Origin of the sequence: Bacillus sp. N12A5 (assembly GCF_026790125.1) — a bacterium.
GTDB lineage: Bacteria > Bacillota > Bacilli > Bacillales > Bacillaceae > Bacillus.
The window spans coordinates 107,928-132,919 of sequence record NZ_JALAMR010000009.1; the positions used below are offsets into that span (position 1 = coordinate 107,928).

23 protein-coding genes are annotated in these 24,992 nt (G+C 43.9%); 3 read left to right on the forward strand and 20 right to left on the reverse strand.

Features of this window, described 5'->3' with window-relative positions:
• Window positions 1-32: 32 nt before the first annotated feature.
• The 4 genes from mdxE to MOC09_RS12125 form a co-directional block, all read right to left on the reverse strand.
• Window positions 33-1,286 (reverse strand): maltodextrin ABC transporter substrate-binding protein MdxE, encoded by a 1,254-nt coding sequence (gene mdxE, locus MOC09_RS12110; RefSeq protein WP_268370636.1) that lies wholly within the window; start codon window positions 1,284-1,286, stop codon window positions 33-35.
• 94 nt (window positions 1,287-1,380) lie between these two features.
• Window positions 1,381-3,150: a glycoside hydrolase family 13 protein gene (locus MOC09_RS12115; RefSeq protein ID WP_268370637.1), complete on the reverse strand. Its 1,770-nt coding sequence runs from the start codon at window positions 3,148-3,150 to the stop codon at window positions 1,381-1,383.
• A 111-nt stretch (window positions 3,151-3,261) separates the two neighbouring features.
• Window positions 3,262-4,212 carry a LacI family DNA-binding transcriptional regulator gene (locus MOC09_RS12120; protein ID WP_268358169.1) on the reverse strand — a complete coding sequence of 317 codons (951 nt, stop codon included), beginning with the start codon at window positions 4,210-4,212 and terminating at the stop codon, window positions 3,262-3,264.
• A 184-nt stretch (window positions 4,213-4,396) separates the two neighbouring features.
• Window positions 4,397-4,972, reverse strand: a complete 576-nt coding sequence (locus MOC09_RS12125; protein WP_268358170.1) for a TIGR00730 family Rossman fold protein — start codon at window positions 4,970-4,972, stop codon at window positions 4,397-4,399.
• A gap of 114 nt (window positions 4,973-5,086) precedes the next feature.
• Between MOC09_RS12125 and MOC09_RS12130 the strand changes: the two genes are divergently transcribed.
• On the forward strand, window positions 5,087-5,407 hold the full coding sequence (locus MOC09_RS12130; protein ID WP_268358220.1) for a MazG-like family protein: 321 nt from the start codon (window positions 5,087-5,089) through the stop codon (window positions 5,405-5,407).
• A gap of 25 nt (window positions 5,408-5,432) precedes the next feature.
• Here the strand turns inward: MOC09_RS12130 and MOC09_RS12135 are convergent, their stop codons facing one another.
• Together MOC09_RS12135 and MOC09_RS12140 are read right to left on the reverse strand one after the other, a co-directional pair.
• Window positions 5,433-7,025, reverse strand: a complete 1,593-nt coding sequence (locus MOC09_RS12135) for a SulP family inorganic anion transporter (protein WP_268358171.1) — start codon at window positions 7,023-7,025, stop codon at window positions 5,433-5,435.
• An 18-nt stretch (window positions 7,026-7,043) separates the two neighbouring features.
• Window positions 7,044-7,637, reverse strand: coding sequence for a beta-class carbonic anhydrase (locus MOC09_RS12140; protein WP_080010878.1), 594 nt, complete (start codon window positions 7,635-7,637; stop codon window positions 7,044-7,046).
• A 393-nt stretch (window positions 7,638-8,030) separates the two neighbouring features.
• Here MOC09_RS12140 and MOC09_RS12145 point away from each other — a divergent pair, with 393 nt between their 5' ends.
• Entirely contained in the window at window positions 8,031-9,008 is a 978-nt protein-coding gene (locus tag MOC09_RS12145) for a 2-hydroxyacid dehydrogenase (protein ID WP_268358173.1), read from the forward strand.
• 36 nt (window positions 9,009-9,044) lie between these two features.
• Here the strand turns inward: MOC09_RS12145 and MOC09_RS12150 are convergent, their stop codons facing one another.
• From MOC09_RS12150 to psdR, 4 genes are all read right to left on the reverse strand, one after another.
• Window positions 9,045-10,985 (reverse strand): ABC transporter permease, encoded by a 1,941-nt coding sequence (locus MOC09_RS12150; RefSeq protein ID WP_268370639.1) that lies wholly within the window; start codon window positions 10,983-10,985, stop codon window positions 9,045-9,047.
• Window positions 10,960-11,739, reverse strand: a complete 780-nt coding sequence (psdA, locus tag MOC09_RS12155; RefSeq protein ID WP_268358175.1) for a lantibiotic ABC transporter ATP-binding protein PsdA — start codon at window positions 11,737-11,739, stop codon at window positions 10,960-10,962. Before psdA ends, MOC09_RS12150 begins: the two co-directional genes overlap by 26 nt.
• Before the next feature lie 82 nt (window positions 11,740-11,821).
• The gene (locus MOC09_RS12160) at window positions 11,822-12,892 is read right to left on the reverse strand and encodes a HAMP domain-containing histidine kinase (RefSeq protein ID WP_268358177.1); all 1,071 of its coding nucleotides are present in this window, start codon (window positions 12,890-12,892) and stop codon (window positions 11,822-11,824) included.
• A complete protein-coding gene (psdR, locus tag MOC09_RS12165) occupies window positions 12,886-13,599 on the reverse strand; it encodes a two-component system response regulator PsdR (RefSeq protein WP_268370641.1) in 714 nt (237 codons plus the stop codon). Before psdR ends, MOC09_RS12160 begins: the two co-directional genes overlap by 7 nt.
• A 145-nt stretch (window positions 13,600-13,744) precedes the next feature.
• On the opposite strand from psdR, the gene MOC09_RS12170 reads away from it, so the two are divergent.
• Entirely contained in the window at window positions 13,745-13,954 is a 210-nt protein-coding gene (locus MOC09_RS12170; protein ID WP_268370644.1) for a hypothetical protein, read from the forward strand.
• 35 nt (window positions 13,955-13,989) lie between these two features.
• On the opposite strand, the gene MOC09_RS12175 is transcribed toward MOC09_RS12170, so the two are convergent.
• The 10 genes from MOC09_RS12175 to bmrA form a co-directional block, all read right to left on the reverse strand.
• Window positions 13,990-14,754 carry an arylamine N-acetyltransferase family protein gene (locus MOC09_RS12175; RefSeq protein WP_268370646.1) on the reverse strand — a complete coding sequence of 255 codons (765 nt, stop codon included), beginning with the start codon at window positions 14,752-14,754 and terminating at the stop codon, window positions 13,990-13,992.
• Window positions 14,755-15,012: an HPr family phosphocarrier protein gene (locus MOC09_RS12180; RefSeq protein ID WP_003219835.1), complete on the reverse strand. Its 258-nt coding sequence runs from the start codon at window positions 15,010-15,012 to the stop codon at window positions 14,755-14,757. It lies immediately after the preceding gene.
• 23 nt (window positions 15,013-15,035) lie between these two features.
• On the reverse strand, window positions 15,036-15,986 hold the full coding sequence (whiA, locus tag MOC09_RS12185) for a DNA-binding protein WhiA (protein ID WP_268358184.1): 951 nt from the start codon (window positions 15,984-15,986) through the stop codon (window positions 15,036-15,038).
• Window positions 15,987-16,008: 22 nt separating this feature from the next.
• Window positions 16,009-16,962, reverse strand: a complete 954-nt coding sequence (gene mgfK / locus MOC09_RS12190) for a gluconeogenesis morphogenetic factor (RefSeq protein ID WP_268358221.1) — start codon at window positions 16,960-16,962, stop codon at window positions 16,009-16,011.
• 1 nt (window position 16,963) lies between these two features.
• The gene (gene rapZ, locus MOC09_RS12195) at window positions 16,964-17,851 is read right to left on the reverse strand and encodes an RNase adapter RapZ (RefSeq protein WP_268358186.1); all 888 of its coding nucleotides are present in this window, start codon (window positions 17,849-17,851) and stop codon (window positions 16,964-16,966) included.
• Window positions 17,852-17,875: 24 nt separating this feature from the next.
• A complete protein-coding gene (locus MOC09_RS12200; RefSeq protein ID WP_014481002.1) occupies window positions 17,876-18,352 on the reverse strand; it encodes an 8-oxo-dGTP diphosphatase in 477 nt (158 codons plus the stop codon).
• Between the two features lie 319 nt (window positions 18,353-18,671).
• A complete protein-coding gene (gene trxB, locus MOC09_RS12205; protein ID WP_060399565.1) occupies window positions 18,672-19,622 on the reverse strand; it encodes a thioredoxin-disulfide reductase in 951 nt (316 codons plus the stop codon).
• A gap of 220 nt (window positions 19,623-19,842) precedes the next feature.
• On the reverse strand, window positions 19,843-21,255 hold the full coding sequence (gene cwlO / locus MOC09_RS12210; protein WP_268358188.1) for a peptidoglycan DL-endopeptidase CwlO: 1,413 nt from the start codon (window positions 21,253-21,255) through the stop codon (window positions 19,843-19,845).
• 380 nt (window positions 21,256-21,635) lie between these two features.
• Window positions 21,636-23,090, reverse strand: coding sequence for a tetratricopeptide repeat protein (locus MOC09_RS12215; protein ID WP_268370648.1), 1,455 nt, complete (start codon window positions 23,088-23,090; stop codon window positions 21,636-21,638).
• Window positions 23,091-23,216: 126 nt separating this feature from the next.
• The gene (bmrA, locus tag MOC09_RS12220) at window positions 23,217-24,986 is read right to left on the reverse strand and encodes a multidrug resistance ABC transporter ATP-binding protein/permease BmrA (RefSeq protein WP_268358192.1); all 1,770 of its coding nucleotides are present in this window, start codon (window positions 24,984-24,986) and stop codon (window positions 23,217-23,219) included.
• Between the last annotated feature and the right edge of the window lie 6 nt (window positions 24,987-24,992).

Here is a 24,992-nt window from a genome sequence, read left to right on the forward strand (position 1 = left end):
CCCTCTATTCTACCGGACGCGATCCCGCCGTTTTATTTCACATACTTTTCTTTGATATTTGCCTTTATGACGTTTACGGCATCATTCGCTGATGTTTGTGCCGCTTTTTTTCCTGAAACTGCATCAAACATCAAACTTTCCGCTCCTGTCCATACCTCAGCCATTTCCGGAATAGTTGGAGTCGGCGTCGCTGTTTCATATTGTTTAATCACAGCTGACGTCAGTTCATTCTTTTGCTCATCAGCTTTTTTCCTTGCATCCGTGTTGGCTGGAACTTCGTTTGTATCCTCATAAAAAGCGTAAGCATTGGCATCATTTGCAGCATACTCAAGCCATTTTTCAGCCAGCTCGGGTTCTTTTGTATATTTTGAAGCCACCCAGCCCTTCCCGCCGGCAAAAGGAGCATATTCTTCTCCATTTGGCAATGTCGGAATAGGAGCTGCCCCGTAGTTCAATTTAGCCTCTTTATAGTTGGCAGCTGACCAAGGTCCGCCGATGATCGCACCCGCTTTGCCGTCTAAAAACATCTGCTGAATAAAATCGTCAGCGCTTGAATTGTCTTGCATGCCTTTTGGCCAATAGGTTTTAAACCATTTCTCCGCATATTTCACCGCTTCTACAGCCCCTTTATTGTTCAGGCCGATGTCTCCGGAATCTGTGCCGTTTTTTCCAAATACATATCCGCCGTAACCGGCCAACAAACCGTACGACATGTAAAAGTCAGTCCATTTCGCTAAAAAGCCGGTTGATTTTCCTTTTTCCGAAGCAAACGCAAACCGGGAATCCTCTGTTAATTTTTCAAGATCTTTAAATGTTTTTGGTGCTGTTTGTAAGAGATCTTTGTTGTAATACAAAACAAGCGTTTCAATGACTAGCGGCATTCCATACACCTTGCCGTCAACCGTCACCTGCTGCATTTCTTTATCTCCAAAACTTTTTGTGTTAGATGGCTTAATATCAAGTAAATGTCCTTGTTGGCCCAAACCGCCGATCCGGTCGTAAGCTGCAAGCATAACATCAGGTGCATTACCTGCTGGGCCATCAAGAGGAAGCGCTTCCAACTGCTCGAACATTTGCTTTTCAACGATTTTTATTGTGGCATCATTCTCTTTTTCGAACTTTGTCTTTATGCTTTCGATATAACCTTTATAGGTTTCTTCGACAGACACAGTCAGTACTTTTTTGCCGTCAGAGCTTGCCGGATCTTTTGAGTTTGAACAGGCGGCAAGACCGAATGTCAGGACTGATGCTGCCAATAAGGCAAACCCTTTTTTAAAAGGTATCATCTCTTTTCCCCCTTCTGTTTATGAATCTATCACAATTGTATGGTTCTGCAGAAAGCGGTTACAACACATTTTGGTTTGTTACCGATAACAGAATTTAAACAGGGGCGGCAGCACCTAAAATGAAAAATTCTCCCGGCTGAATGGCAATCACATCGCTATGATGAAGCGGCTGCTCTGTCCATACATCGTAGATTTTCTTATCCCTTTCAATATTCAAATCTCGCAAACTGACATGTCGAGCCGCATTTCCTTGATTAAAGAAATAAATCAGTTTTTTTTCATCGAGAGTCCTCGAAAAGCGAATAAAATCGTTTTGGTCATCCAGCAGATTCCAGTCAAGATCTCCATAAGTCAATAAAGTGTTTTCCTGTTTGCGTAAAGCAATTAACCGTTTCATAAATGTGAGCATCTCTTGATTTTGCTTTTCTTTTTCCCAAACCATACATTTCCGGCATAATGGATCATTATCGCCGTCCAGCCCGATTTCCGTTCCGTAATAGATGCAGGGTGAGCCTGTCTGGGCAAACATAAAAGCAAGCAACGCGCGTGCTTTCTTCTCATCATTGTGGCATCTGGTCAACAGGCGTTTTGTATCATGGCTATCCAGTAAATTAAACATCACCTCATTGACCTGCTTCATCCCATTCATCAAATGCGCATTGACGCGGTGGGCCAGACGTGAGGCTGAGATCGTCCGGTCAGCAAAGTATTCCATCATAGGCTCTGTAAAAGGATAGTTCATCACCGCATGAAATTCATCTCCTCTAAGCCATGGTTCGGCCGTATGCCAGATCTCTCCTACAATATAAATGTCAGGCTTTTCTGCTGATACGGCCTGCCTGAATGTCTTCCAAAAAACGTGATCCACTTCATTTGCCACATCTAAACGCCAGCCGTCAATGTCAAATTCCCGAATCCAATACAAAGCAATATCAAGCAAATATCTCTGTACCTCAGGGTTAGCCGTGTTTAGCTTTGGCATATTGGGTGTAAATGCAAACCTGTCATACTTGTCTTCTGTGACAGGAAAAGAGTGAATATGGAACCAGTCTTTATAGCGGGATTGAGCTCCTTTCTTCACGACATCCTGCCACTGCGGAGAAGCGCTTCCTATATGATTAAAAACAGCATCAAGCATAATTCTCATCCCCCGCTGATGAAGCTGGCTGACCAATGTACGAAAAAGCTCGGGGTCCCCAAAGTGCGAATCAATGGAATAGTAATCAAGCGTGTCGTATTTATGATTAGAAGGTGCGGAAAAGATCGGCGTCAGATAAATGCCGTTCACCCCTAACTCCTCTAAATAATCAAGCTTGTCAACAATCCCTTGCAAATCCCCTCCGAAAAAATCATTGACGCCCGGATCCTTGCTCCCCCACGGCAATGCATTCTCCGGCGACAGGTCTTCTCTTCCATTTGCAAAACGCTCCGGGAAAATTTGATACCAAACCGTTGATTTGACCCACTCAGGCGCTTGAAATGTATCGGCTTCGTGAATAAATGGCAATTTAAAATAATAATGAATCGTCTCCAGCGTTTTTTCGTTATAAGGGCATACACCTGAACTTCCAAAAAAGATGTCTTCATGATCGTCTGTGATAACAAATGCATATTGTAAACGCCTAAATGGCGGAACCACTTCAGCAAACCAATAGTCATGCAATTCTGTTGCGGCAATTTTCCTCATCGGCTGCTCGTTTGCCGACCACCTGCCGTCATTGTACTCATAGGGATCACCCCAAATAAATCGAATGCGGTTTGCATCATCTTTTTTCGTCCGAATCTTGATATGACAGGTCCGCCCATCATAAGAATAAGCATCAGTGCTGAATGGCCGATGGTGAATCGCTGCATATTCCATCATGTTTCCCCCTTTGATTTCCGTTTTATAGAAGCCGGCTCATGGTTTGAAAGTATCATGATGAAATAGCGGGAACAATCCTTTTTACCTTGTTACCGATAACAGAATAGGCGCTTACAGCGTTGATTCACGCACAATTAATTCCGGCTCAAAATATAGATGTCCTTGGGCAGCACCGTCTTCATTCATTTTTTTCAGTAACATTTTCGCACAGGCTTCCCCCATTTCAACAACAGGCTGTCTGACCGTAGTCAACCGTGGAGAGGAGATGCGATCAAGAAACACACCGTCATTCCCGGTAACTGCAACATCTTCTGGAATTCGCTTTCCAAGCGATTGTGCCGCACGAATGACGCCGAGCGCGATTCGATCAGATGCGCAGACAAATGCCGCCTGATTGTCCATGGATTTCAGCAGTTCTCTTGCAAGGCATTCACTCTTCTTAGAACTGTTGTCGATCCGAAACAAATTCGATTTTTTAAAGCTTTCATTCATTGCCCGTATAAACCCTTGTTCTCTTGAACGTTCGAAAGGCTCATCTAAATCAATGCCAAAAAAGACCACTTCCCGCTCACCCAGCCCCATCACATGGCGGGTTGCCATAAAAGTGCCTTTCTCGTTATTCACATCGATAAAGTCATAGCCCATTTCATTTTGCCCGAATACGACGAGCGGCTTCTCAAACGCTTTTATGACACCTTCAAAATCAGCCTTTCTCAAGCCCGTTGCAATAATCCCGTCGCATTGGCCAATATTGAGAGAATTTCTTGTCACAAGCTGGAGTGCATAGTGATTGCGATCCAGTTCTCTGCTGATTCCGGTCAGCAGGTTCATGTAATATGGTTCTGTCGTATCCATTTCCTCAAGAATCAACAGTTTCACAACCTGTGTTCTGTTTTGCACGAGCGCTCTTGCCGCATAATTAGGGATGTAATTCAGCTCTTTCATCGCAGAATGAACAAGCTTTTTTAACTCATCTGTCACCGTCTCAGGGTGGTTGATCACTCGTGATACCGTCATTTTCGATACATTTGCTTTTTTCGCCACATCTGACAATGTTGCCATTTTCATCCCCTCCTTATCTGTGCTTATTATCCAAACTAGTGAAAAAGTCCTCTATTACTGCTAAATATACGAGGCAGGCAAAAGAGAAATAAAAAAGAGATTTCCTTCAGGAAACCTCACATTGTGAAAAAACTTGATTTTTAATGAATTCTCGCCCGGCAATCCACACGAGAAAGTCGCTTTTTTAGATTTCTGTCCACTTTTTTTCTAAAATCGGATAAGAATAATTTTGCATCTGCTCAATTAACTCATCTGGCCGTGACGAGCTGTGAATCAGTTTTAGGTGCGATTCGTTAGAAAACCCTTCTTGAATGCTGTATTTCACCATTTTCATCATCGGTTCAAAATATCCGTTCACATTGTACAGTCCAATTGGCTTTTGGTGGATGCCGATCTGCGCCCAGCAAAGCACTTCAAATAATTCTTCATATGTACCGAAGCCGCCCGGCATGGCGATAAAGCCGTCTGCCAGCTCGCTCATTTTAGCCTTTCGTTCATGCATCCCATTTACTTCAATCAGCTCAGTCAGGTTTTGATGGACAACCTCCCCGCTGAACAAACCGCTCGGCATGACCCCGATAGCAGTTCCGCCGTTTTCCATCACCGCGTCAGCAATCGAGCCCATCAAGCCTACGCGGGAGCCCCCATAGACAAGCCCGATTCCCTGCTCAGCCATGTACGCACCAAGCTCTGCCGCCTTTCTTTTATACGCTTCATTTCCCCCCGGGTTTGAGCCCGCAAATACACAAATGGTTTTCATTCTGTCATCTCCGCATCTATATATCGTGTTAAACATTCAAAAATACACTATATATTGTCCCACCTTCATGTGATAATATCAATATGAAATACATAAAGAATGCGAGTGATAATGGTGCAGCTGGCTGATGCTGAAAAATGGATGAAAGAGTTTTACGAAAGAAGAGGCTGGACAGAATACGGACCGTTTATTCGAATCGGTTTTTTAATGGAGGAAGCCGGAGAACTGGCCCGGGCTGTCAGGGCATATGAAATCGGCAGAGACCGGCCGGATGAGGAAGAATCGACACGAGCTGAGCAAAAACAGGAATTGATTGAAGAAATGGGAGATGTCATCGGAAATATCGCCATTCTTGCTGATATGTACGGAGTCTCTTTAGAAGACGTGATGAAGGCCCATCAGGAAAAATTGACAAAACGATTTGAGCATGCATAAAAAAGCGGCCGCAATGGCCGCTTTTTTAACCTGTGATTTCATCATGGTGATCAAAGAAATGCTGCTTCCCTATTTTGTGAAATAAGCCTGTTTTATGCAGCAGCTCCTTCGGCTGCGATTGCAGTCCTACAATCATCAGCTTTCCGTTGTGGCGTTTAATTCGGTTCATAATGTTGCCAAGCACCGCTTCAGCAGACGTATCCATATAGTGCACCTTATTCATGAGCAGAATGAGGGTCTTCGGCTTTTTCTGTACATGCTCCAGCAGTGAAGATTCAAGTGAATCAATTGATCCGAAAAACAGCGGCCCTTCTATCGCATACATGCTGACAGATGGATCTTCTTTCTTCGCCAGAACAGGATGCGATTCCTGATTGTGGATGCGGGTCGCTTCGCTCATTCTTCTGATGAAGAACACAAATGCGAGCAGCAAGCCGGTTGCCACACCGATGATTAAGTCAAACAAAACCGTAAGGGCGAAGGTCGCCGCCAAAATAAAGGAATCAGCGTTTTTCAATCTCAGCATGTTTGCGACTTCCTTTCGCTCACTCATATTCCACGCGACCACCATGAGAATCGGTGCCATACTGGCCAGCGGCACATGGGACGCATAAGGCGCAAATACGAGCAGGACAAGAAGAACGACTACACCGTGAACGACGCCGGAAACAGGCGACACAGCTCCGTTTTTAATATTGGTTGCCGTTCTGGCGATCGCTCCTGTTGCCGGGATTCCGCCGAACAGCGGCGCTGCCATATTTGCAATCCCCTGGCCGACAAGCTCCTTGTTGCTGTCATGCTTTGAGCCCTTCATGTTATCAGCGACCATTGCGGACAAAATCGACTCAAGTCCGCCAAGAAGCGCGATGACAAGCGCTGCCGGAAACAGCATGACCATTTTATCCAAAGTAAACTCAGGAAACTGAAATTCCGGCAAATGTCGGGGGATTTCTCCATAGGTTGACCCAATCGTTGCCATGCGGTCAGGGAAAAAGACAACTGCAACCACTGTGGAAATCAGAAGCGCCAACAAAGCGCCCGGCACTTTAGGCATCACTTTGGCGGATACTAGCAAAATGATGAGCCCGATCACAGCAGTCAAAATGGCATACACGTTAAAGGTGCCGAGCTGCTGCACAATTTCAAACATGTTGTGATGAAAGTTTTCATGTTTTTCAACATTTCTCAATCCGAGAAAATTAGCGATTTGTTCCGTAAAGATGAGCACGGCAATTCCGGCTGTAAAACCGACGATAACCGGTTTGGGCACGAATTTCATGATTTTCCCGAGCTTAAACAGCCCAAACAGCACCAGCATTACCCCTGCCATAAACCCTGCAATCAGCAGATTCTCTAATCCGTACTGCATGATAATGCCGAACAGTATCGGGACAAAGGCGCCTGTCGGACCGCCAATTTGATATTTAGATCCTCCGAACAAAGAGATACAAATCCCCGCTATAACAACAGTGTACAGCCCGTATTCAGGCTCGACTCCCGAGGCAATGGCAAACGCCATCCCTAAAGGAATTGCCACGACACCTACTACGATACCTGCAATCAGGTCTTTCTGAAATTTCTGTAAATTATATCCCTTGAATCTCCCTGAGAATCGCATATTTTGTTATAACCTCCCTTATAAATGTGTGTTTATGAGCTCAGTTTCATAACCGTTAATGACGACATCAAGTTTTCCTGTTTCAGGGTGAATGACAAGCCCGTGAACCGGCACCTTTTTCGGCAGCAGCGGATGGTTCTTAATCATGTTCACACTATGGGAAACGCTTTCTTCTACGCTGTGAAAACCGGTCAGCCATGATTTCAAATCAAGTCCGGCGCTCGACAGCAAATTCAGGCAGCTTTCTTCCACTCCGCGCTCCTTCGCTTTTTCGAGTATCGAAGACGCATTCAGTCCTGACATCCCGCATTCATGGTGGCCGACAATGCACACCTCTTCAGCCTGCAATTCATAAATCGCTACCAGTATGCTTCGCATCACGCTTCCAAATGGGTGAGAAACGATGGCTCCCGCGTTTTTTACAATTTTAGCATCGCCGTTTTTAAGCCCCATTGCTTGCGGAAGAAGTTCTGTAAGCCTTGTGTCCATACAGGTGACAATGACGAGCTTTTTAGAAGGAAACTTTGTCGTTTTGTACGGTTCATACTTCTTCTCTCTGACAAACCGCTGATTGTGTTCCAAAATTGACGTTAAAGAAACCATTTGATTCATCTCCCATCCATATGATTTTGCAAGCCTTCTTACCCAGCTTACAGTAAGGAATTATAGCATAGGAATAAGCCAAGAAAAGGCTTTCAAAAAAAGACACTATAATTGGACTGTAGAATCAAAACATAAAAATTTATATCTTTCAAAGATAATAAAATTTATATTTAATGAATCCTATAATCCGGCTGCAGCTCGCATATTGATGATTTGTCTGACAAAAAATATAGGTGAATTCAGATAATTAAAAAACTTTTTTAAGCAAAATTAGCTGTTGATTCGATTTTTATATTCATTTTAAGTTCAAAAGAACCAGAAATTAAAAACAACGCAGCTATATTTTTAACATCTTTTTATTTCCGATATAATGAAATAGACAACAGCCATAAAGGGGGAGCCTTGTTGAAACCATTTGTATTTGTCACAAAACCAATTCCTGAAGAGATTGAAGCATTCATCGGTGAACATTGCCGTTATGAAATATGGCAGGAGGATACGCTTCCGAGTGACGTGCTATTTGAGAAACTAAAAGATGCTGAAGGGCTTTTAACGTCAGGAACGTCCGGACCGTCCATCAATCGTGAACTGCTTAAACATGCGCCTAAGCTCAAAGTGGTCAGCAATCAATCCGTTGGGTATGATAACTTCGACATAGAAGCCATGAAAGAACGAGGCGTCGTCGGCACTCATACACCTTATACACTGGATGATACAGTTGCGGATCTGGCCTTTTCTCTGATTCTATCTTCCGCCAGACGTGTCGCCGAACTGGACCGTTTCGTCAGAGCCGGAAAATGGGGAACAGTTGATGAAGAAGCGCTGTTCGGCATTGACGTTCATCATCAGACATTAGGCATTATCGGCATGGGCAGAATTGGCGAACAAGCCGCAAAACGCGCCAAATTTGGTTTTGATATGGAAGTGCTTTATCATAACCGCCATCGTAAACAAGAAACGGAAGACAGCATTGGCGTTAAGTATGCTGAGCTCGATACATTGCTGGAGCAATCTGATTTTATTCTGCTCATCACACCGCTGACTGATGAAACGTATCACATGATAGGGGAACGCGAATTTAAGAAGATGAAGGATTCAGCAATTTTCGTCAATATTTCCCGGGGAAAGACAGTTGATGAAAAAGCACTGATTCGCGCCCTTCAGGAAGGCTGGATCAGAGGAGCAGGGTTAGACGTGTACGAAGAAGAACCTGTCGCAAAAGACAACCCCCTCTTGAAGCTAGATAATGTTACTTTACTGCCGCATATTGGCTCAGCAACAGCGAAAGTACGCTTTAATATGTGTAAACAGGCTGCCGAGAACATGCTTGCAGCCATCCAAGGGCAGACGCCGAAAAATCTCACAAGAGAATTTCAATAAAACAAAAATCCGGTCTGATCCAGACCGGATTTCATCTTACATATGCTGAAGAACAGCACGCTTATAAATATGGCGGGTGACGATATAATAAACAGCCTGGAACACAAAATAAATGAAGATGACAATCACGGCCTCAAGAAATAAGTTAGAATTCAGCATATTACTTAACGCTGCATACGCAAAGCCGGCGTGAATGGTGCCCGCGATAAATGGGATGAAGAACAAAAACCCGATTTGCTTTCCGAGGATTGAGTGAATCTCTTTGTCCGTAATGCCCATTCTCTTTAGTGCTAAAACTTGCACTCTCGTATCTTCTATTTCCGTAAACATCCGCAAATACAGCATGCTTCCTTGCACGATAAAAAACAGCACGCTGACAAACAGACCGATAAACAGCATGAATGCGACTCCCTGCTTCACAATTTGAAAACTGGGAGCACGTGTTTGAAAATCAGATGTATGTTCCTTCGGCACCATGTTTTCAAGCTTTTCAGAGACATCCACCGTCTCCTGCCAATGCTCAAGCTCATACCCTACCACTCTCATCTGTTCCTTCAGCGGCACATCATGTGTCAGGCTGTCAAAGCTCTTATCGCTGACAACCAATAAACGGCTGACTCCATCGACTGACATCAGTATCCCTTTGTTTTGCTGCTTTTTCATGATGTAGGAAAATGTTTTTCCTGACTTCATATGAAATGCTGCGGTTTCCCCTTCTCCAAATGTATCTTTCACCATCATTTGAAAAGGAACATTGATAAACGCTTCATTTTCTTGTAAATGAATAACAGGAAAACCTTTTTCCTTTGCGACTTGATTATAGATTTTCTCTGAAATCAGCAAGGCTTCCGTTTCCGCTTTCTTATTCCCATACGGCAAGTCTGATTGAAAAGTGACAGGAATCCCTGTGGCATCCACCTTATACTTGATATCAGCATCAGCTTTTTTCAATGTATCCTCAGCTAAATCAGGCTTCATAACCTGAAAGCGGGAAGCGTCTTTTTCCACCCAGGCAACAGATTGAGGTATGCTTTGCTCCTCCTGTCTTTCTAAATCAGCATAAAACATATAGATAACACCTGTAGCGGTTAAAATGACCGCTGTAATGACAGAGGTTAGAAACAGCATGCGTGCATGATCTTTCAGCCTGAATATCATGTTGGAACGGACAATGATATTCGTACCTTTATAAAAGCTGTGTTTCTTCCTGTACAGCATGCGGAAGAACGCCACGCTGCTTTGTGTAAAAAAGAAATACGTCCCGATTAACACGAAGATCAAAATCGGAAAAACGCGAAATACCATATCAATCGCATTCGCTGTGGCAGACAGATAATAACCGCCAGCCAGACACAGCAAGGACAAAACAGTGAGCCACTTTGAATAAGCCGGCAAGCTTTTCGGCTTTTGGGCTGCTTTAATCAGCTCAATGATTTCCAGCTTGCGAATCCGTGCCAGCGATAAAACAAGCAGCGTCTGAAACAGGATGAGAAAGCCCACAGCTGTCATCACAAACGCTTTCGGCACAATGACAAATGAGATCGGCACCTTCACGCTGAGCATCCAAGTCATGATCATAAAAAACAGTTTTGAAAATAACAGCCCTGCACCAATGCCGGCAGCAATCGCCGCTAGAGAAATGAGTGACTGCTCATAATAAATCATCTTGCGGAGCTGCTGCTTTGATGTTCCAAACAGCGTCAGCAGCCCAAACTCTTTCTTTCTCGCCTGCAAAAATGCCGAATTCGAATAGGAAATAAAAAATATACAAAAGACAATGATGACGACAAGGGCTGCGCTCAAGCACGTTTTGACAAGACTACCGCCATATACATTTTCTTCATTGACATCAGGATGAAAAATAAAAGATGTGAAGACAAAAAACACCGAAACGGCAAATACACAGCTTAGAAAGTAGGCGACATACCGTTGCAGATTTCCAAGAATGTTTTTACGGGCGATGGTTCTCAAATTCATGAAAATCGCCTCCCAACACACTCAAGGTATCCAGTATACTTTGATAAAACACCTGCTGGTTTGCCCCTCTGTGAATCTCTGAAAAGAAACGGCCATCTTTAATGAACACAATCCGTTTACAGAAGCTTGCCGCTGTCGCATCGTGCGTGACCAACAAAATCGTCGCTTCCTTTTCTTCATTCAGCTGAGCCAGCGTGTTCATCACTTGCTTAGCCGATTTTGAATCAAGGTTTCCTGTCGGTTCATCGGCAAGAATGAGCGCCGGATTGTGAATAATGGCTCTGGCACAGGCAGCACGCTGCTGCTGACCGCCCGACACCTCGTATGTCCGGTGGTCAAGAATATGCTTGATTTGAAGCGTATCGGCCAGTTCATCGAGACGGGCCTCCATTTCTCTCAGCTTTACCTTGTCCAATGCAAGCGGCAGCAGGATATTTTCACGAATCGTCAGCGTATCAAGCAGATTAAAATCCTGAAAGACGAAACCGAGTTCTCTTCTGCGAAAAAGAGCCAGCTCTTGATCCTTTAACGTTTTCGGCTGGATGCCGTTAATCATCATCTCACCCTGGGTCGGCTTATCAATGGTAGCCAGCAAGTTCAAAAGCGTGGTTTTTCCGCTTCCAGACGGCCCCATAATCCCGACAAATTCCCCTTTCGTCACACTGAGGTCAAAGTCGCAGAGTGCTTGAAATGAGATTGTTCCTTTATTTGAATAGTATGTTTTCGATAGATTCGTTGTTTGTAACACGTTCATGTTCTGCTCCTCCTTTTTCTTTATTATAAAAAGGAAGTCAGCAGCCTCCCATCGAACTTTCTTTCAATTCTGCTCTCCAACCTTACAATGCTGTCACATTCACTAGGGTGTCACTTGAAAACACGATGGTCATCACAGTGCCAGCCCCTTCTTTTGATTCCGCATACAGCTTATGGCCAAGCCGGCTGCACACCTGTTTTGCTAAATAAAGGCCCATTCCCGTTGCCTCTTTCATGCTTCGCCCGTTTTCCCCGGTAAAAAATGCGTCAAAAATCCGCGGCAGATCCTGCGGAGGTATGCCGATGCCTTCATCCGCAACCGACAGCCGCGTCTCATGTCCCTGCGTTTCAATCCGGATTGTAATGCGGTCTCCCACCCCTTGCTTTGAATACTTTAAAGCATTGAACAGAATTTGCTCAACAACAAAGGAAAGCCATTTTTGATCACTGGAAACCTGCACGGCGTTAGGCGGCACATGTAGCTTTGGAAAAAGGCGCCGTTTGATAAACTGCCGTTTTTCCTGATTGATAAGTGAACGGACAAGCTCGGCCAAATCAAAGGTTTGCGGCCTTACATCAAACGCAAATTCCTCCAGCCGGGCCGTTTGCAGCATCATATCCAGACCATGGCGAAATCTCTCATTTTCATCCTCCAGCTCCTCTAAAAACGTCGGAAAAGAAGAAGAGGTTCCGTTTTTTCCTTCCTGAATCATTAAAGAAATGACAGATACCGGTGTTTTCATATGGTGTATCCATTGATTGGTGAAGGTATAATGCTGTTTTTGCTGATTGATATATTGTGAGAGCCTGCCTTCGTATTGCTGTCCGAGCGCGTTGATCATTTTCGTCCAAAGGGCTTGCTCTCGTGTTCTTGGCTTTCGGGCCCTCAAAATCTGTCCGACGTCATTCGGTGAATTCGCTTGTTCTGCAAGCTTTTTAACAGATGCGAGAAAGGAAAACTGCCGAACGTAATCAGCAGCAAAACCCGCAGCTATAAGAGCACCGGGCAAAATCCATATGTATATCATATTTTCTGCGGGAGGTTCTGCCCCGCTCTCTATAATGCTTAAATACGCTATCAGCATGGCGGACCCTATTCCTAATAATGAAAATAAAATAATGGCGAAGCGGTCGATGAGATAATTCTTTAACACTCCGGTTCATCCTTCCGATTGACTTGAAATTGATAGCCTTGTCCTCTTATCGTTGAAATGCAATCCTTCAGTCCGGCATTCTCCAACTTTTTTCGCAGCCGATTGACATTGACCGTTAGCGTATTATCATCGACAAAATCGACGTCATCCCATAACGCCTCTAATAATTCATCACGGGAGACGATTTTTTTATGCTCCCTCACAAAAATCGATAGAAGCTGAAATTCCTTTTGTGAAAACAAGATGCGGGTGCTGTTCCACTCGGCCTCATTCTGATCCGGATAAACCATCAGCCCGCCAAGCTCGACTATTCTTGATTCCTGTGACAAAGAGGGCGAGTATTCACCATAGGTGCGGCGCAGGACGCTTTTGATTTTGGCCATCACTACCTCTAAATGGAACGGCTTGGTGATATAATCATCGCCGCCATTTTCAATTGCCATCACCTGATTCAGCTCATCGGTCCTTGCCGATATAAAGATAATCGGCGCATTGGAAATGGTACGGATTTGCCTGCACCAATAAAACCCGTCAAAAAAAGGCAGGTTGATATCAAGCAGCACAAGATCCGGCTTCATTTCTGCAAATTCAAATTTTATATCATTCAGCTGTTCAGCTACTTTGACTTCATATCCGTATTTTTGAAGATGACTGCCCAGCAAAGAAGCAATCCGCTCATCATCTTCCACGAGCAAAATCCGATACACGTTTATCCCCCTTATATTCTGCACGAAGATTTTTCTAGAAGATTCCAAAATTATTATAGCATGCGGCGAAGTAGTAAATCGGTCTTTTTCTGTTCATTATGGTAGAATAAAAAAGGAAAAAATTTCATGATAAGCAGGTGTCATTATGAAGAAAATCATGCTGCTCGTGACCATTACGTCAATTCTTTCAGCATGCCAGCCGAACTATACCGGGAAATACATAGAAATTGGGGATTCATTAACTGAATATGAAAAAGAGTGCTTTAAAGAGAACCACATTCCTTATCAATATGAAAAGGGAAAACTGTATATCCCTGAAGATGCATTTGATGCAGCAATCTACACTTCTTCATAAGAAAAAGCTTGCAGACATGCTGCAAGCTTTTTACGTTACAAAAAATGGAGATTTAATTTCTCTTCAAACTCTGAAGGGGCGATGTCACGTTTTTGGCCTTCCCCGCCGTTTTCATGAATCGTGAAATGGCGGTCTGACATGACCATCCGTCCGTTCGGTGTCAGCTTTGAAGCGAGCAGTGATTTGTTAAAAGGAGATTTTTCATGAGAATGAATCAGGTTCTTCATGTCATCTAAATCACCGGGATCGCTTTCTTCAAGGGTAAAGGCGTAACCGATTTGCCAGCCTTTCCCTTTATCCATCAACAGAACGTGGCTGCCCTTTTCTGTCTCTTCCTCTTTGATTCGGAATGACCCGACAGGTGATTGTACCGTATCTCCGGAAAGCGGTATCGGCTGGAGTGCCAGATTAATGCCGAATCCAATATCAACAATGTAATCACCTTTTTCCGCAGATAGCCATACAGCAGCGTGTGTTCCATCTAATGCCCACTCATCTTGATCTCCTGCATAAACCGTTCCCCGAATAAGCTTTACATTAAATCCGGCCTCATGCAAGACAAAATAAAGGAACCCGTTTAAATCGTAGCACAGGCCGCCGTGCTGTTCCTTGACCAGACGGCGCCATAGCTCTTCTTTTGTTACCTTATAATTCTCTTTTGCGAGTACGGCGCGGTTTTCAAATGGAAAACGGTATGCTATTGCTTCGAGAAAAAGGGGGAGATCGCCGAAGCTGACATGGTCTTTCTCCCAGCCGATTTTCTGAAAGCACTCTTTTAGAAAGTCATTCATCTTTATCACCTAAACTTCTTCTTGAACATAAGCAGCCAGCTTTTCCAGCGCTTCTTGTTCATCTTCCCCCTGGGCAATCAAGGTAACCTCAGTGCCAGTGCTTACCGCAAGGCTCATCAGCCCCATGATGCTTTTCGCGTTTACTTTTTTCCCATCCTTCTCAAGAAACACATCTGACGTAAACCGGTTTGCTTCTTGTACAAACAACGCAGCAGGACGCGCCTGCAGTCCTGTCTTTAATCGAACTTCCACTTTCTGTTGAACCATAAGATCTCCCCTTTTCTTTACGGTTATTTTAAAGTGACGGATTGCCCTGTCCGCAGCTGTTCTGCGATTTCGTCAAGTTTTCTCAGCCTGTGATTGATTCCAGATTTGCTGATTTTCCCGCTAGCTACCATTTCCCCCAGCTCTTTCAGCGTCACTTCCTGATAATCAATCCGCAGCTGCGCAATTTCCCGAAGTTTTTCAGGAAGCGCATCCAGGCCGATTCTTTCATCGATGTATTTAATATTTTCCACCTGTCTGAGCGAAGCGCCGATCGTTTTGTTTAAGTTGGCTGTTTCACAATTGACGAGGCGGTTGACCGAATTTCTCATATCCCTGACGATTCTGACATCCTCAAATCGCAGTAGCGAATTGTGGGCGCCGATCACGTTAAGAAACTCAGTAATCTTTTCCGCCTCTTTTAAATAGGTGATATAGCCTTTTTTCCGTTCGAGCGTTTTGCTGTTTAGCTGAAACTCATTTAACAGGTCGCATAATGAATCGTTATGCTCCTTATAAAGAGAGAAGATTTCTAAATGATACGAGGAGGTTTCCGGATTATTGACCGAACCTCCCGCCAAAAATGCCCCTCTCATATAAGAACGCTTGCAGCATCTCTTTTTGACCAGCTCTTCCGAAATACTTCGTTCAAACACAAAATTCTCTCCGAGTATTTTTAAATCCTCTAAGATTGCTTTTGCATTTTCTGAAAAACGCACAATATAGACGTTATTCTTTTTCAGCCGCATTTTCTTTCTGACCAGCAGCTCGACCGACACATCATATTGTTTTTTCAGCAATGTATAAATGCGTCGGGCAATCGCCGCATTTTCGGTTTGAACATCAAGTACGAGATGGCGGTTTGTAAATGATAAAGCTCCATTCATCCGGATAAGTGCAGACAGCTCTGCCTTAATGCAGCAGTCTTTCACTTCCAGATTCGTTAATTCTTTTTTTGTTTCAGATGCAAATGACATATAGCCACCTCATTTCAAGGCTTCATTCTTTCAGTAAATCGACAAGAAGAGAGGCCACTTTATGTGTATCGTGACGAATTACGTCATTTTTATACGTTACAATTTGATCTCTGATGACTTCAAGCCCCATCGCTTTCAGCTCTTCGATATCAAAATCAACAGGACGCGCCGATTCCTTTTCGTACTTACGCTTTATTTCGTCAGGAATGTCTTCGCTGTTCACTAATATCGTGTCAATAAAACCGCAGCCCATGTGCTGATTGAGCGCTTTCACATGATCAGCAGCAGTGTAATGGAGCGTTTCGCCAGGCTGAGTCATCACGTTGCAAATGTATACTTTTTTTGCCGGCGCCTTCACCACTTCTTCCCCGATCTTTGGCACAAGCAAATTGGGAAGAATGCTTGTGTAGAGGCTTCCCGGGCCGATAATAATCAAATCCGCTTCCCTGATCACGTCTATCGTTTCCGGCAGCGGATCAATATGTTCAGGCGTGAGAAAAACACGCTTAATGCGCTGTCCGTACGCCGGAATCGTGGACTCTCCTGAGACCACGCGGCCGTCTTCCATCTCAGCATGCAGAACGACACTGGCATTGGCAGCTGGCAAAACCTTTCCTCTTACATTCAGCACCTTGCTCATTTCTGTGACAGCGTGAAAAAAATCACCGGTTATATTTGTCATCGCTGCCAAAATTAAATTTCCGAGAGAATGGCCTGTTAAGTCATTCCCCTTATTGAAGCGGTGCTGAAAAAGATCTTCAACAAGCGGCTCCACATCGGATAAAGCGGCGAGCACATTTCTGATGTCTCCAGGAGGCGGAATTTTCAGTTCATCCCGCAGACGGCCAGAGCTTCCCCCATCATCGGCAACTGTCACAATGGCCGTAATGTCAACAGGTTTATGCTTTAGGCCCCGAAGCAATACAGAAAGGCCCGTACCGCCGCCAAAGATTGCGATTTTCGGCTTTTGTCCCATCTTATTTCCGGCTTCTCTTTTCAATGTCCCGGTGAGTAACATGAGTATAGTAATCCTTTTTGAAATAATCAGCTAGATTCTCAGCTAATGTCACAGAGCGGTGCTGGCCCCCTGTGCAGCCGATCGCAATGACAACCTGGCTTTTTCCTTCTCTTTTGTAAGAGGGAAGCATAAAGCTTAGCAGATCAATTAATTTCTCATTGAACTTTTGCGTTTCATTCCACTTCATGACGTAAGAGGAAACCTCTTCATCCTTACCAGTCAGCGGCCGCATGCTTTCAATATAATAAGGATTCGGCAAAAATCTGACATCAAAGACGAGGTCTGCGTCAATCGGGATACCGTATTTAAAACCAAATGACATCACATTTACGGTAAATGTCTCTCCTTGGTTAGTCGCAAAGTGCTTGACGATTTTTTCGCGCAAATCACGAGGCTTCATGTCTGACGTATCGTAAATGATTTGAGAGCGGCCTTTTAATTCCTCTAACAGCTCACGTTCCAGCGCGATGCCTTCAAGCGGCAGGCCAGTCGCTGCCAGCGGATGCGAACGTCTCGTTTCTTTATATCTTGTAACGAGAATGGAATCCTTCGCGTCCAAGAATAAAATTCGCGGTGTGATCCATGGATTTTCCGCCATTTCATCAAGCGCTTCGATCAGCCGGTCAAAAAATTCACGGCCGCGCAGATCCATTACGAGCGCAACCTTGCTCATTTTCGAATTTGATTCCTTCATCAGCTCTAAAAATTTCGGAAGCAATGATGGCGGAAGATTATCGACGCAGAAATAGCCGAGATCTTCAAAGCTTTGAATGGCGACAGTTTTTCCCGCTCCAGACATTCCGGTTATAATGACAAGCTGAATATCATGTGATTCACTAACACTCATCCTTCTCCCCCCTGACTTGTCTTTCTATTTGATATGCTGCGGATCTAAACGATAACTAAGCAGCTCAAAGTCCGGTGTATACGTAAATGTGCCGTGCAGCAGCCCTTGTCCCTTCATCATAAAATCAAGGATATGGCCGTCTCCCGGGGCCATAGGCAGGTTTTGTATGTCATTGACATCGTGCCACTGCAGTTTGCCTTCCTCTGATTCTGATACATTTTGTCCGGTATAAGAATCAGCGACAAACGTAAACATCATCCACTCAGAGACAATATGGTCACCGTCTTTAATAATAAAGGTAAAAACGCCTTTTAACTGAGGATTTATGATATAGATACCAGTCTCTTCTCTGTACTCTCTGATGACGGAGTCTCTGACTGATTCTCCGCTCTCCATCTTGCCTCCCGGCGCGACCCACCAGCCGCGTCTCGGCTTTTGAAGCAAAAGAACTTTGTCATCCGTCTGAAGCACACAATTTGTCACTCTTTGCAAGTACGTCACCTAACCTTCTCGTCCTGTCATCGTCTCTTTATTATACCGCTTCAAGATGCCTCCCACAATGAAGAGACATTGACAATCTTTTCTTCTATTTTACAGCATATTCATGTCTGCCGTTCAGATGGTTTTACTGTAACAGGCATTTCTCTTTATTTTTGGACAAAAAAAGGACACGGATAACTGGAGAATCCGTGCCAAAAAAGTGTATTCATTATAAAAAGGGGGTCAATTACTTTATTAATCATAACCGAAAAGCATTACACATGTGTTACAGCGGAATTAAAACCCAGTAACGTTATGTGAAGCTCGTATGACAGCCTTTTTATTTTAAGGTTTTCAGCGTTTCTTGGAGCTCTTCGACATAATGCTGAACGCTTTGTGCCGCAATACTTCCGTCTCCTGTAGCCGTTACGATTTGGCGCAGTGATTTTTCGCGAATGTCTCCGGCAGCGAAAATCCCTTCAACCTTTGTTTCCATGCGGTCGTTTGTTTCGATGTAGCCTTCTTCATTCGTAATGCCCAGATTTTCAAACGGTTTAGACAGAGGAAGCATGCCGATGTAAATGAATACGCCGTCTGTTTTGAATTCACTTTCTTCACCGGTTACCGTATCGACAAGCGTTACGCTACCGACTTTGCCGTTTTCCTCATGTATTTCCTTCACGGTTTTGTTCCATAGGAAGTCAACTTTTTCATTATCAAATGCTCTCGCTTGAAGAATGCTTTGCGCACGAAGTTTATCACGTCTGTGAACAATTGTTACTTTTGAAGCGAAACGTGTCAGATACACACCCTCTTCAACAGCAGAATCTCCGCCCCCGACAACAACAAGCTCTTTGCCTTTAAAGAAAGCGCCGTCACATACCGCACAATAAGACACACCGCGGCCGCCCAATTCTTTTTCGCCAGGCACGCCGATTTTTTTATACTCAGCACCTGCCGCAATGATCACGGCACGCGCTTTATATTCTTTTGAACCGGCTTTGACCACTTTGTACTCTTTGCCGTCAACGACTTCTTTAATATCGCCATAAGCGTATTCAGCGCCGAATTTTTTCGCGTGTTCAAACATTTTGTTAGAAAGCTCAGGTCCGAGGATGCTTTCAAATCCAGGATAGTTTTCTACATCCTCCGTATTGGCCATTTGACCGCCTGGAATCCCTCTTTCAATCATTAATGTCGATAAATTAGCTCTTGATGTGTATACTGCGGCCGTCATCCCAGCAGGACCCGCGCCGATTATAATCACGTCATATATTTTTTCTTCTGACACACTATTCACTCCTTAAACCATCTTTTCAAGTTTGGGCTCTTTCCTATATGATAAGAATCCCCATCAAACGTATTCCTTACCCATATCCTATAAAATCTCATGGTGATTCGCTATTTTTTTGCTCATATTTTTTTCTAATCACGATTAAATGTATTTCAAAAGGGTATATATGTTAATAAAGAAAGAGCCTTCTGTTCAAAGAAGGCCCTTGTCTTATTTATTATTGAACAACACGTCTTACAACGCCTTTAAATGCTTTTTTCCAGTAAGGATTGCTCATAGAGTCAACAGATACACCATGAGATGTATTGTCGTTTAGGAACGTACCGTTTCCTAAGTAAATGCCAACGTGACCATTAGTTTTATATGTGTCAAAGAAAACTAAGTCTCCGCGTTTCATTTCAGATGCGCTGACAGCTTGTCCTCGGCCAACTAACGTATCAGTTGTTGTACCGCCAACAGGTCCAAGGTTAACACCTGCAGAAGCGTATGCCCAGCGTACGAATGATGAGCAGTCAAAAATACGGTTGTTGATATCAGACTGAGTGCGTCCGCCGCCAAATTTGTATGGAGATTGTCCTACAATGCTTGAACCAACGCTGATTGCACCTTCAATTCCGCCTGAGTTGCTGATAACAGTGCCGCCTGAATTGCTGTTTGAGCCGCTGCTCTTCTTAGAAGATGAGCCGTTAGACGAACTGTTTGATGAACCGTTAGAAGAGTTGCCTGAAGAATCATCATCAGATGAGCTTGCTTTTGCTGTTTCAGTTGTAGCCGTTTGGCTGTCATCTGTTTGTGTTTCATCAGATGCTTTTTGTGCTTCTTCCTGCTTTTTGATCAAAGCAGCCGCTGCTTCTTGTTCTTTTTTGATGCGTGCTTGTTCAGCTTCAGTATCCGCTTTTTGATTTGCAAGTTCAGACGCTTCTGATTTTAATTCAGAAATCGCGGCAGCCGTTTTCTTCTGGCTTTCTTTTGCTTCGTCGAAAAGCTTGTCTTTTTCATCAAGCTGTTTATCAAGGTCTTTTTGCATTGTTTCTAATTTAGCTAATGCAGCTTGAACTTCTTTCAGCTTGTCATTTAAATCCGCTTCAGAATCTTCAAGCTTCGCTTTATCCTGCTCTTGCTGCTTGATTAAATCTTTGTCTGCATCCACAATAGATGAAACCGCAGTCGCGCGAGAGATAAAGTCACCAAAGCTTGTTGATCCTAAAAGGACATCTATGTACCCTTGAGATCCGCCGCTTTCCTGTAAAGAACGAACGCGTTTTTTCAGGATTTCGTTGCGTTTTTCGATGCGGGCTTCAGTCTCTTTAATTTCTTTTTTCAGTTTTTTGATTTCTTCTTTTGTTTTATCGTTTTCTTCTTTTTTATCTTCGATCTTGTTGCTTGTATCAAGCGCCTTAGCGTTAATGTCTTTCAGTTCTTTTTCAATCTTTGATTGATTTGCCTGAAGCTCGGTTAATTCTTTCTCTTTCGCTTCAATGCTGGAAGCAACCTCAGATTGCTTGCTTTCGATTTTTTGTTTCTTTTCATCTAATGTTTCCGCCGATGCAGTTTTACTTGTAAATGGGATCAAAAAACTGCTTGTCCCGATGACGGAAGCCAAACCAAGTGTAATTAAACTCTTTCTCACTTTTTATATCCTCCCTTTTACTGTGAACCTGTTCTCATTTGGAATCGTATTTTGAACATCAAGTTTCGTTCCTCATACTCTACGAGGAATGATGGTTGTTTATGGTTAATTATTCTGTGCATCTCTTATTCTGGTTGTATAGCGTTTATTTCACATCATATGTAAAAAACACTAATTCCTTATGTACGAGAATCATTATACCATCAAGTTTCGACAAATTAGCGATAAATTTTATTACATTTGTGTTTCAAACAGATGTCAAGCCGCGCACCGTTTGTCATTTTTCTTAAATCAATAAAAAAACTGTCGATATTATTTTCTTAATATAATCTACTAAATAAAAAAAGAGTCGATTCTACAAATCGACCCTTCAAAATATACTATTCTAGAATATCATCAATATATTTCATATATTTCGTCAAAGTTGCCGGAGAGATGCCGAATCGGGCCGCTGTTTCTTTTTTCGTGCCATGTTTCCCGTGAGCTTCTTTCCAAATATAACAGATTGCCGCTGCCCAGCCTCTCTCATTTTTCAATGGAGCGGCTGCGCGGATTTGCTGGATGACATGGAACACCCAGCAGCTCATGACTTCTGTTTTCATCTCTTCTTTTTCGGCGTGCTCTAATAATTTGACGGTTTGATAGGCGAAACGTGCATCCTCTGAAACGTCTGCAGCCGCGGAATCTCCATTCAAAAGCAGCTTAACAAAGTGATTTTCGAATGGAGCGGTAATTCTCTTCGAACGTATCACCGCTTCAAGATGCTCCGTTTCTCCCTTTGTGCTGCTGATATAATAAGCGGCGAGACGCTGTTCTACAGATGAAGGAAGTGCTTCCCTGCGCTCAATCCAGGGAGCCGGGCGGTCTTCTCCGGGGTATTGCGACTCGACTTTTCTCCATATTGTTTCGGCAAATTCAGTATGTCCCGTAAAATAAGCTGAGCACGAGAGCCAGTAAAAGAATGTGTCGTCGCCTTCAAAGCCGGCTTTATATAGTGATTTGAGCCATTTATATCCGATCTCATAACGGCCGACAAGAGCCAAAGTGGCCCCCAGTTTATAGCGCTGTTCCAATAGCATCGGATATACATTAGACAGCTGATCACTCAATTCAGCCACTTTTTCATCTTCTCTTTCATAATAGTAGAAAACGAGAAGATTGCATAAGGCGTGAAGATTCCCTTCATTATGACTGAGCACTTGGTAGGCGGTTTGCTTCGCTTTTACAATGTTGCCTGAATAGAAATAGGCAAGCGCCAGATTATTGTATGCTGACCAAAGCTCTGGATAATCGGCTGTGATTTCCTCCAGCGCCGCAACTGCTTCAGCAAGCTGGCCGCTTTCAAGCAGTGACTTTGCCTGATCCTGCTTCATCAGCAATTCATCCTGATCATACAACGAATCCTCAAGGCCGCCGTCCCCTAGATCGAGCAATTCAAGCAGACTATCATTTTCTTCAGCGAATTCACCGTCCGGATCCGCATTTGCATAAGCGGCCGCTTCTTTATAAGCTTCTTGAAAGAGTCCCAAATGGGCAAAGTTATTCGCTTTAAAATAATGGCACTCCGGCATTTCGGCCTCCAGATTTGCCATAATATAATCAAGAAGATCATTCGACTCTTGATACTGGCCCATTTCTGAATAAATGACCGCAAGCTGTGACAGCATCTCTGAATCTTCCGGCTCCAAATGAACCGCGCGCTGAATCAGTTTGCTTGCCCGTTTCAGATTGCGCTCTTTATACGCTTTCAAGCCTTTATGAAAAAAATATTGTCCATCTTGAAGCAGCTGGACAATTTGTGCGTGATTTTTATGTTCAGAAGTGTGTTTTCCCACAACTACCCTCCGTTTTATACAATATTACCGTCAGTAGTATACCATAAATCGTAAGCCCCTCAATAGTTCAAAAGGAAGGATTGGGAAAATCCCTCCTCTTTTTTTATTGGCTGATTCGACCAAAAATTACCCGGCTTTGTTTTCTAAATCCGCATTCATTTTCAGCTGCTGTTCAGCAAAATCCCTATAAAGATCATGGGAAGCCATTAATTCATGGTGTGTGCCCCGTCCGGTAATTTCTCCTTTTTCAACAAACAAAAGCTGGTCCGCGTCTACAACGGTAGATAAGCGATGAGCGATGACAATCGTAGTGCGTCCCTTCATCAGCACCTCAAGCGCCTGCTGGACTGATTTTTCAGATTGGCTGTCGAGACTTGAGGTAGCTTCATCCAACATAAGTATGCTCGGATCACGGAGAAGCGCTCTCGCAATCGCGATTCTTTGCCGCTGTCCGCCTGACAGCATAATGCCGCGTTCGCCCACTTCTGTGTCAAGCTGATCCGGCAGCTCCTTTATGAAATTGAGCGCATATGCCATCTCCGCGGCTTTTTCGATCTCAGCATCTGTTACATCTCGTTCTAACCCGTAGCAAATGTTTTCTCTGATCGTTCCCGACATTAACGGGCTCTCCTGTGATACATACCCAATGTGCTCCCGCCACGATTCAAGTGAATAAGTTTCAATCGGCTCGTCCCCCAGCCGAATGGTCCCTGCAGTCGGCGAATAAAAACGTTCAAGCAGCTTAAACAGCGTCGTTTTCCCGCCGCCGCTCGGACCGACAATGGCTGTTACTTTCCCTGCCTCAATGACAGCGCTGATCTCTTTCAAGATCAGCTGATCAGACTTATAGCCAAAAGATACATGGTCAAGCTGAATAGGCAGATGTGCGTTTTCAATTTGTTTTCCTGTAACTGTATCTTCCTCTTCCTCTGCCAAAATCTCAATCATCCGTTCTGTTGCACCGATTGATTTTTGCAGCTGTGTGAAGAACGTTGTGATTTGGCCCATCGGCATAATAATTTGAAACAAATATAAAATAAAAGCCACAAGCGCTCCGGCGGTGAGCTCACCTGATGAGACCTGCATGCCTCCGTATCCGATGACAGCCACGAGAGCTGCCATTAATACTAGTGAGATGAGCGGGCCGACAAGTGACTGAACCTTTGCTTCACGAACTCCAAGTTTAAATAATGAAGAAATCCCTAGCTTCCCGCGCCCATATTCAACATCCTCCGCATTTGAAGCCTTGACGAGTCTGATTTCCGGAAGAATTTGATTCAGCAGGCCAGTAAAACGGGCTGTTTCATCTTGCGTTTCCCGTGAAATGGTGAACATTTTCCGTCCAATCGGCACCAAGATAAGAGCAGCCAGCGGTACGACCACCAAAACAAGCAGTGTCAGCTTCCAGTTCATAATAAACAAGATAGATAGGGATCCGATGACAGAAATGATACCTGTAATAAATCCGCTGATATGGGTTGTAATCAGTTCTTTGACCACCATCGTATCATTCGTTATCCGGCTGACAGTTTCTCCCGAAGCGTTTGTGTCGAAATAGGAGACAGGGAGCTTAATTAATTTCTTCCATAATAAATCCCGCAGCCCGGAGATGATTTTTTGTCCATTATAATTAAGCGCATAGGTGGCATAGGCGCTTAAACCCGCTTGAACGAGAAAAACAAGCGCAATCAGCCCGATTTGTGTCCCTGACAGAGCTGACATTGAAAATCCATCGACAAGCTGCTTCGTTAATAATGGAATCAGCAGGCTGACCAGTGTGGTCACAATACTGAGTATCAGCGCAAAGGCAAGCTTTCCATAAGAAGGATTGGTCTGCTTGACTAATGCAAAAAAAGGTTTCCATTTACTTTTTGATTTTTGTTTCTGAGTAGGCATATATTT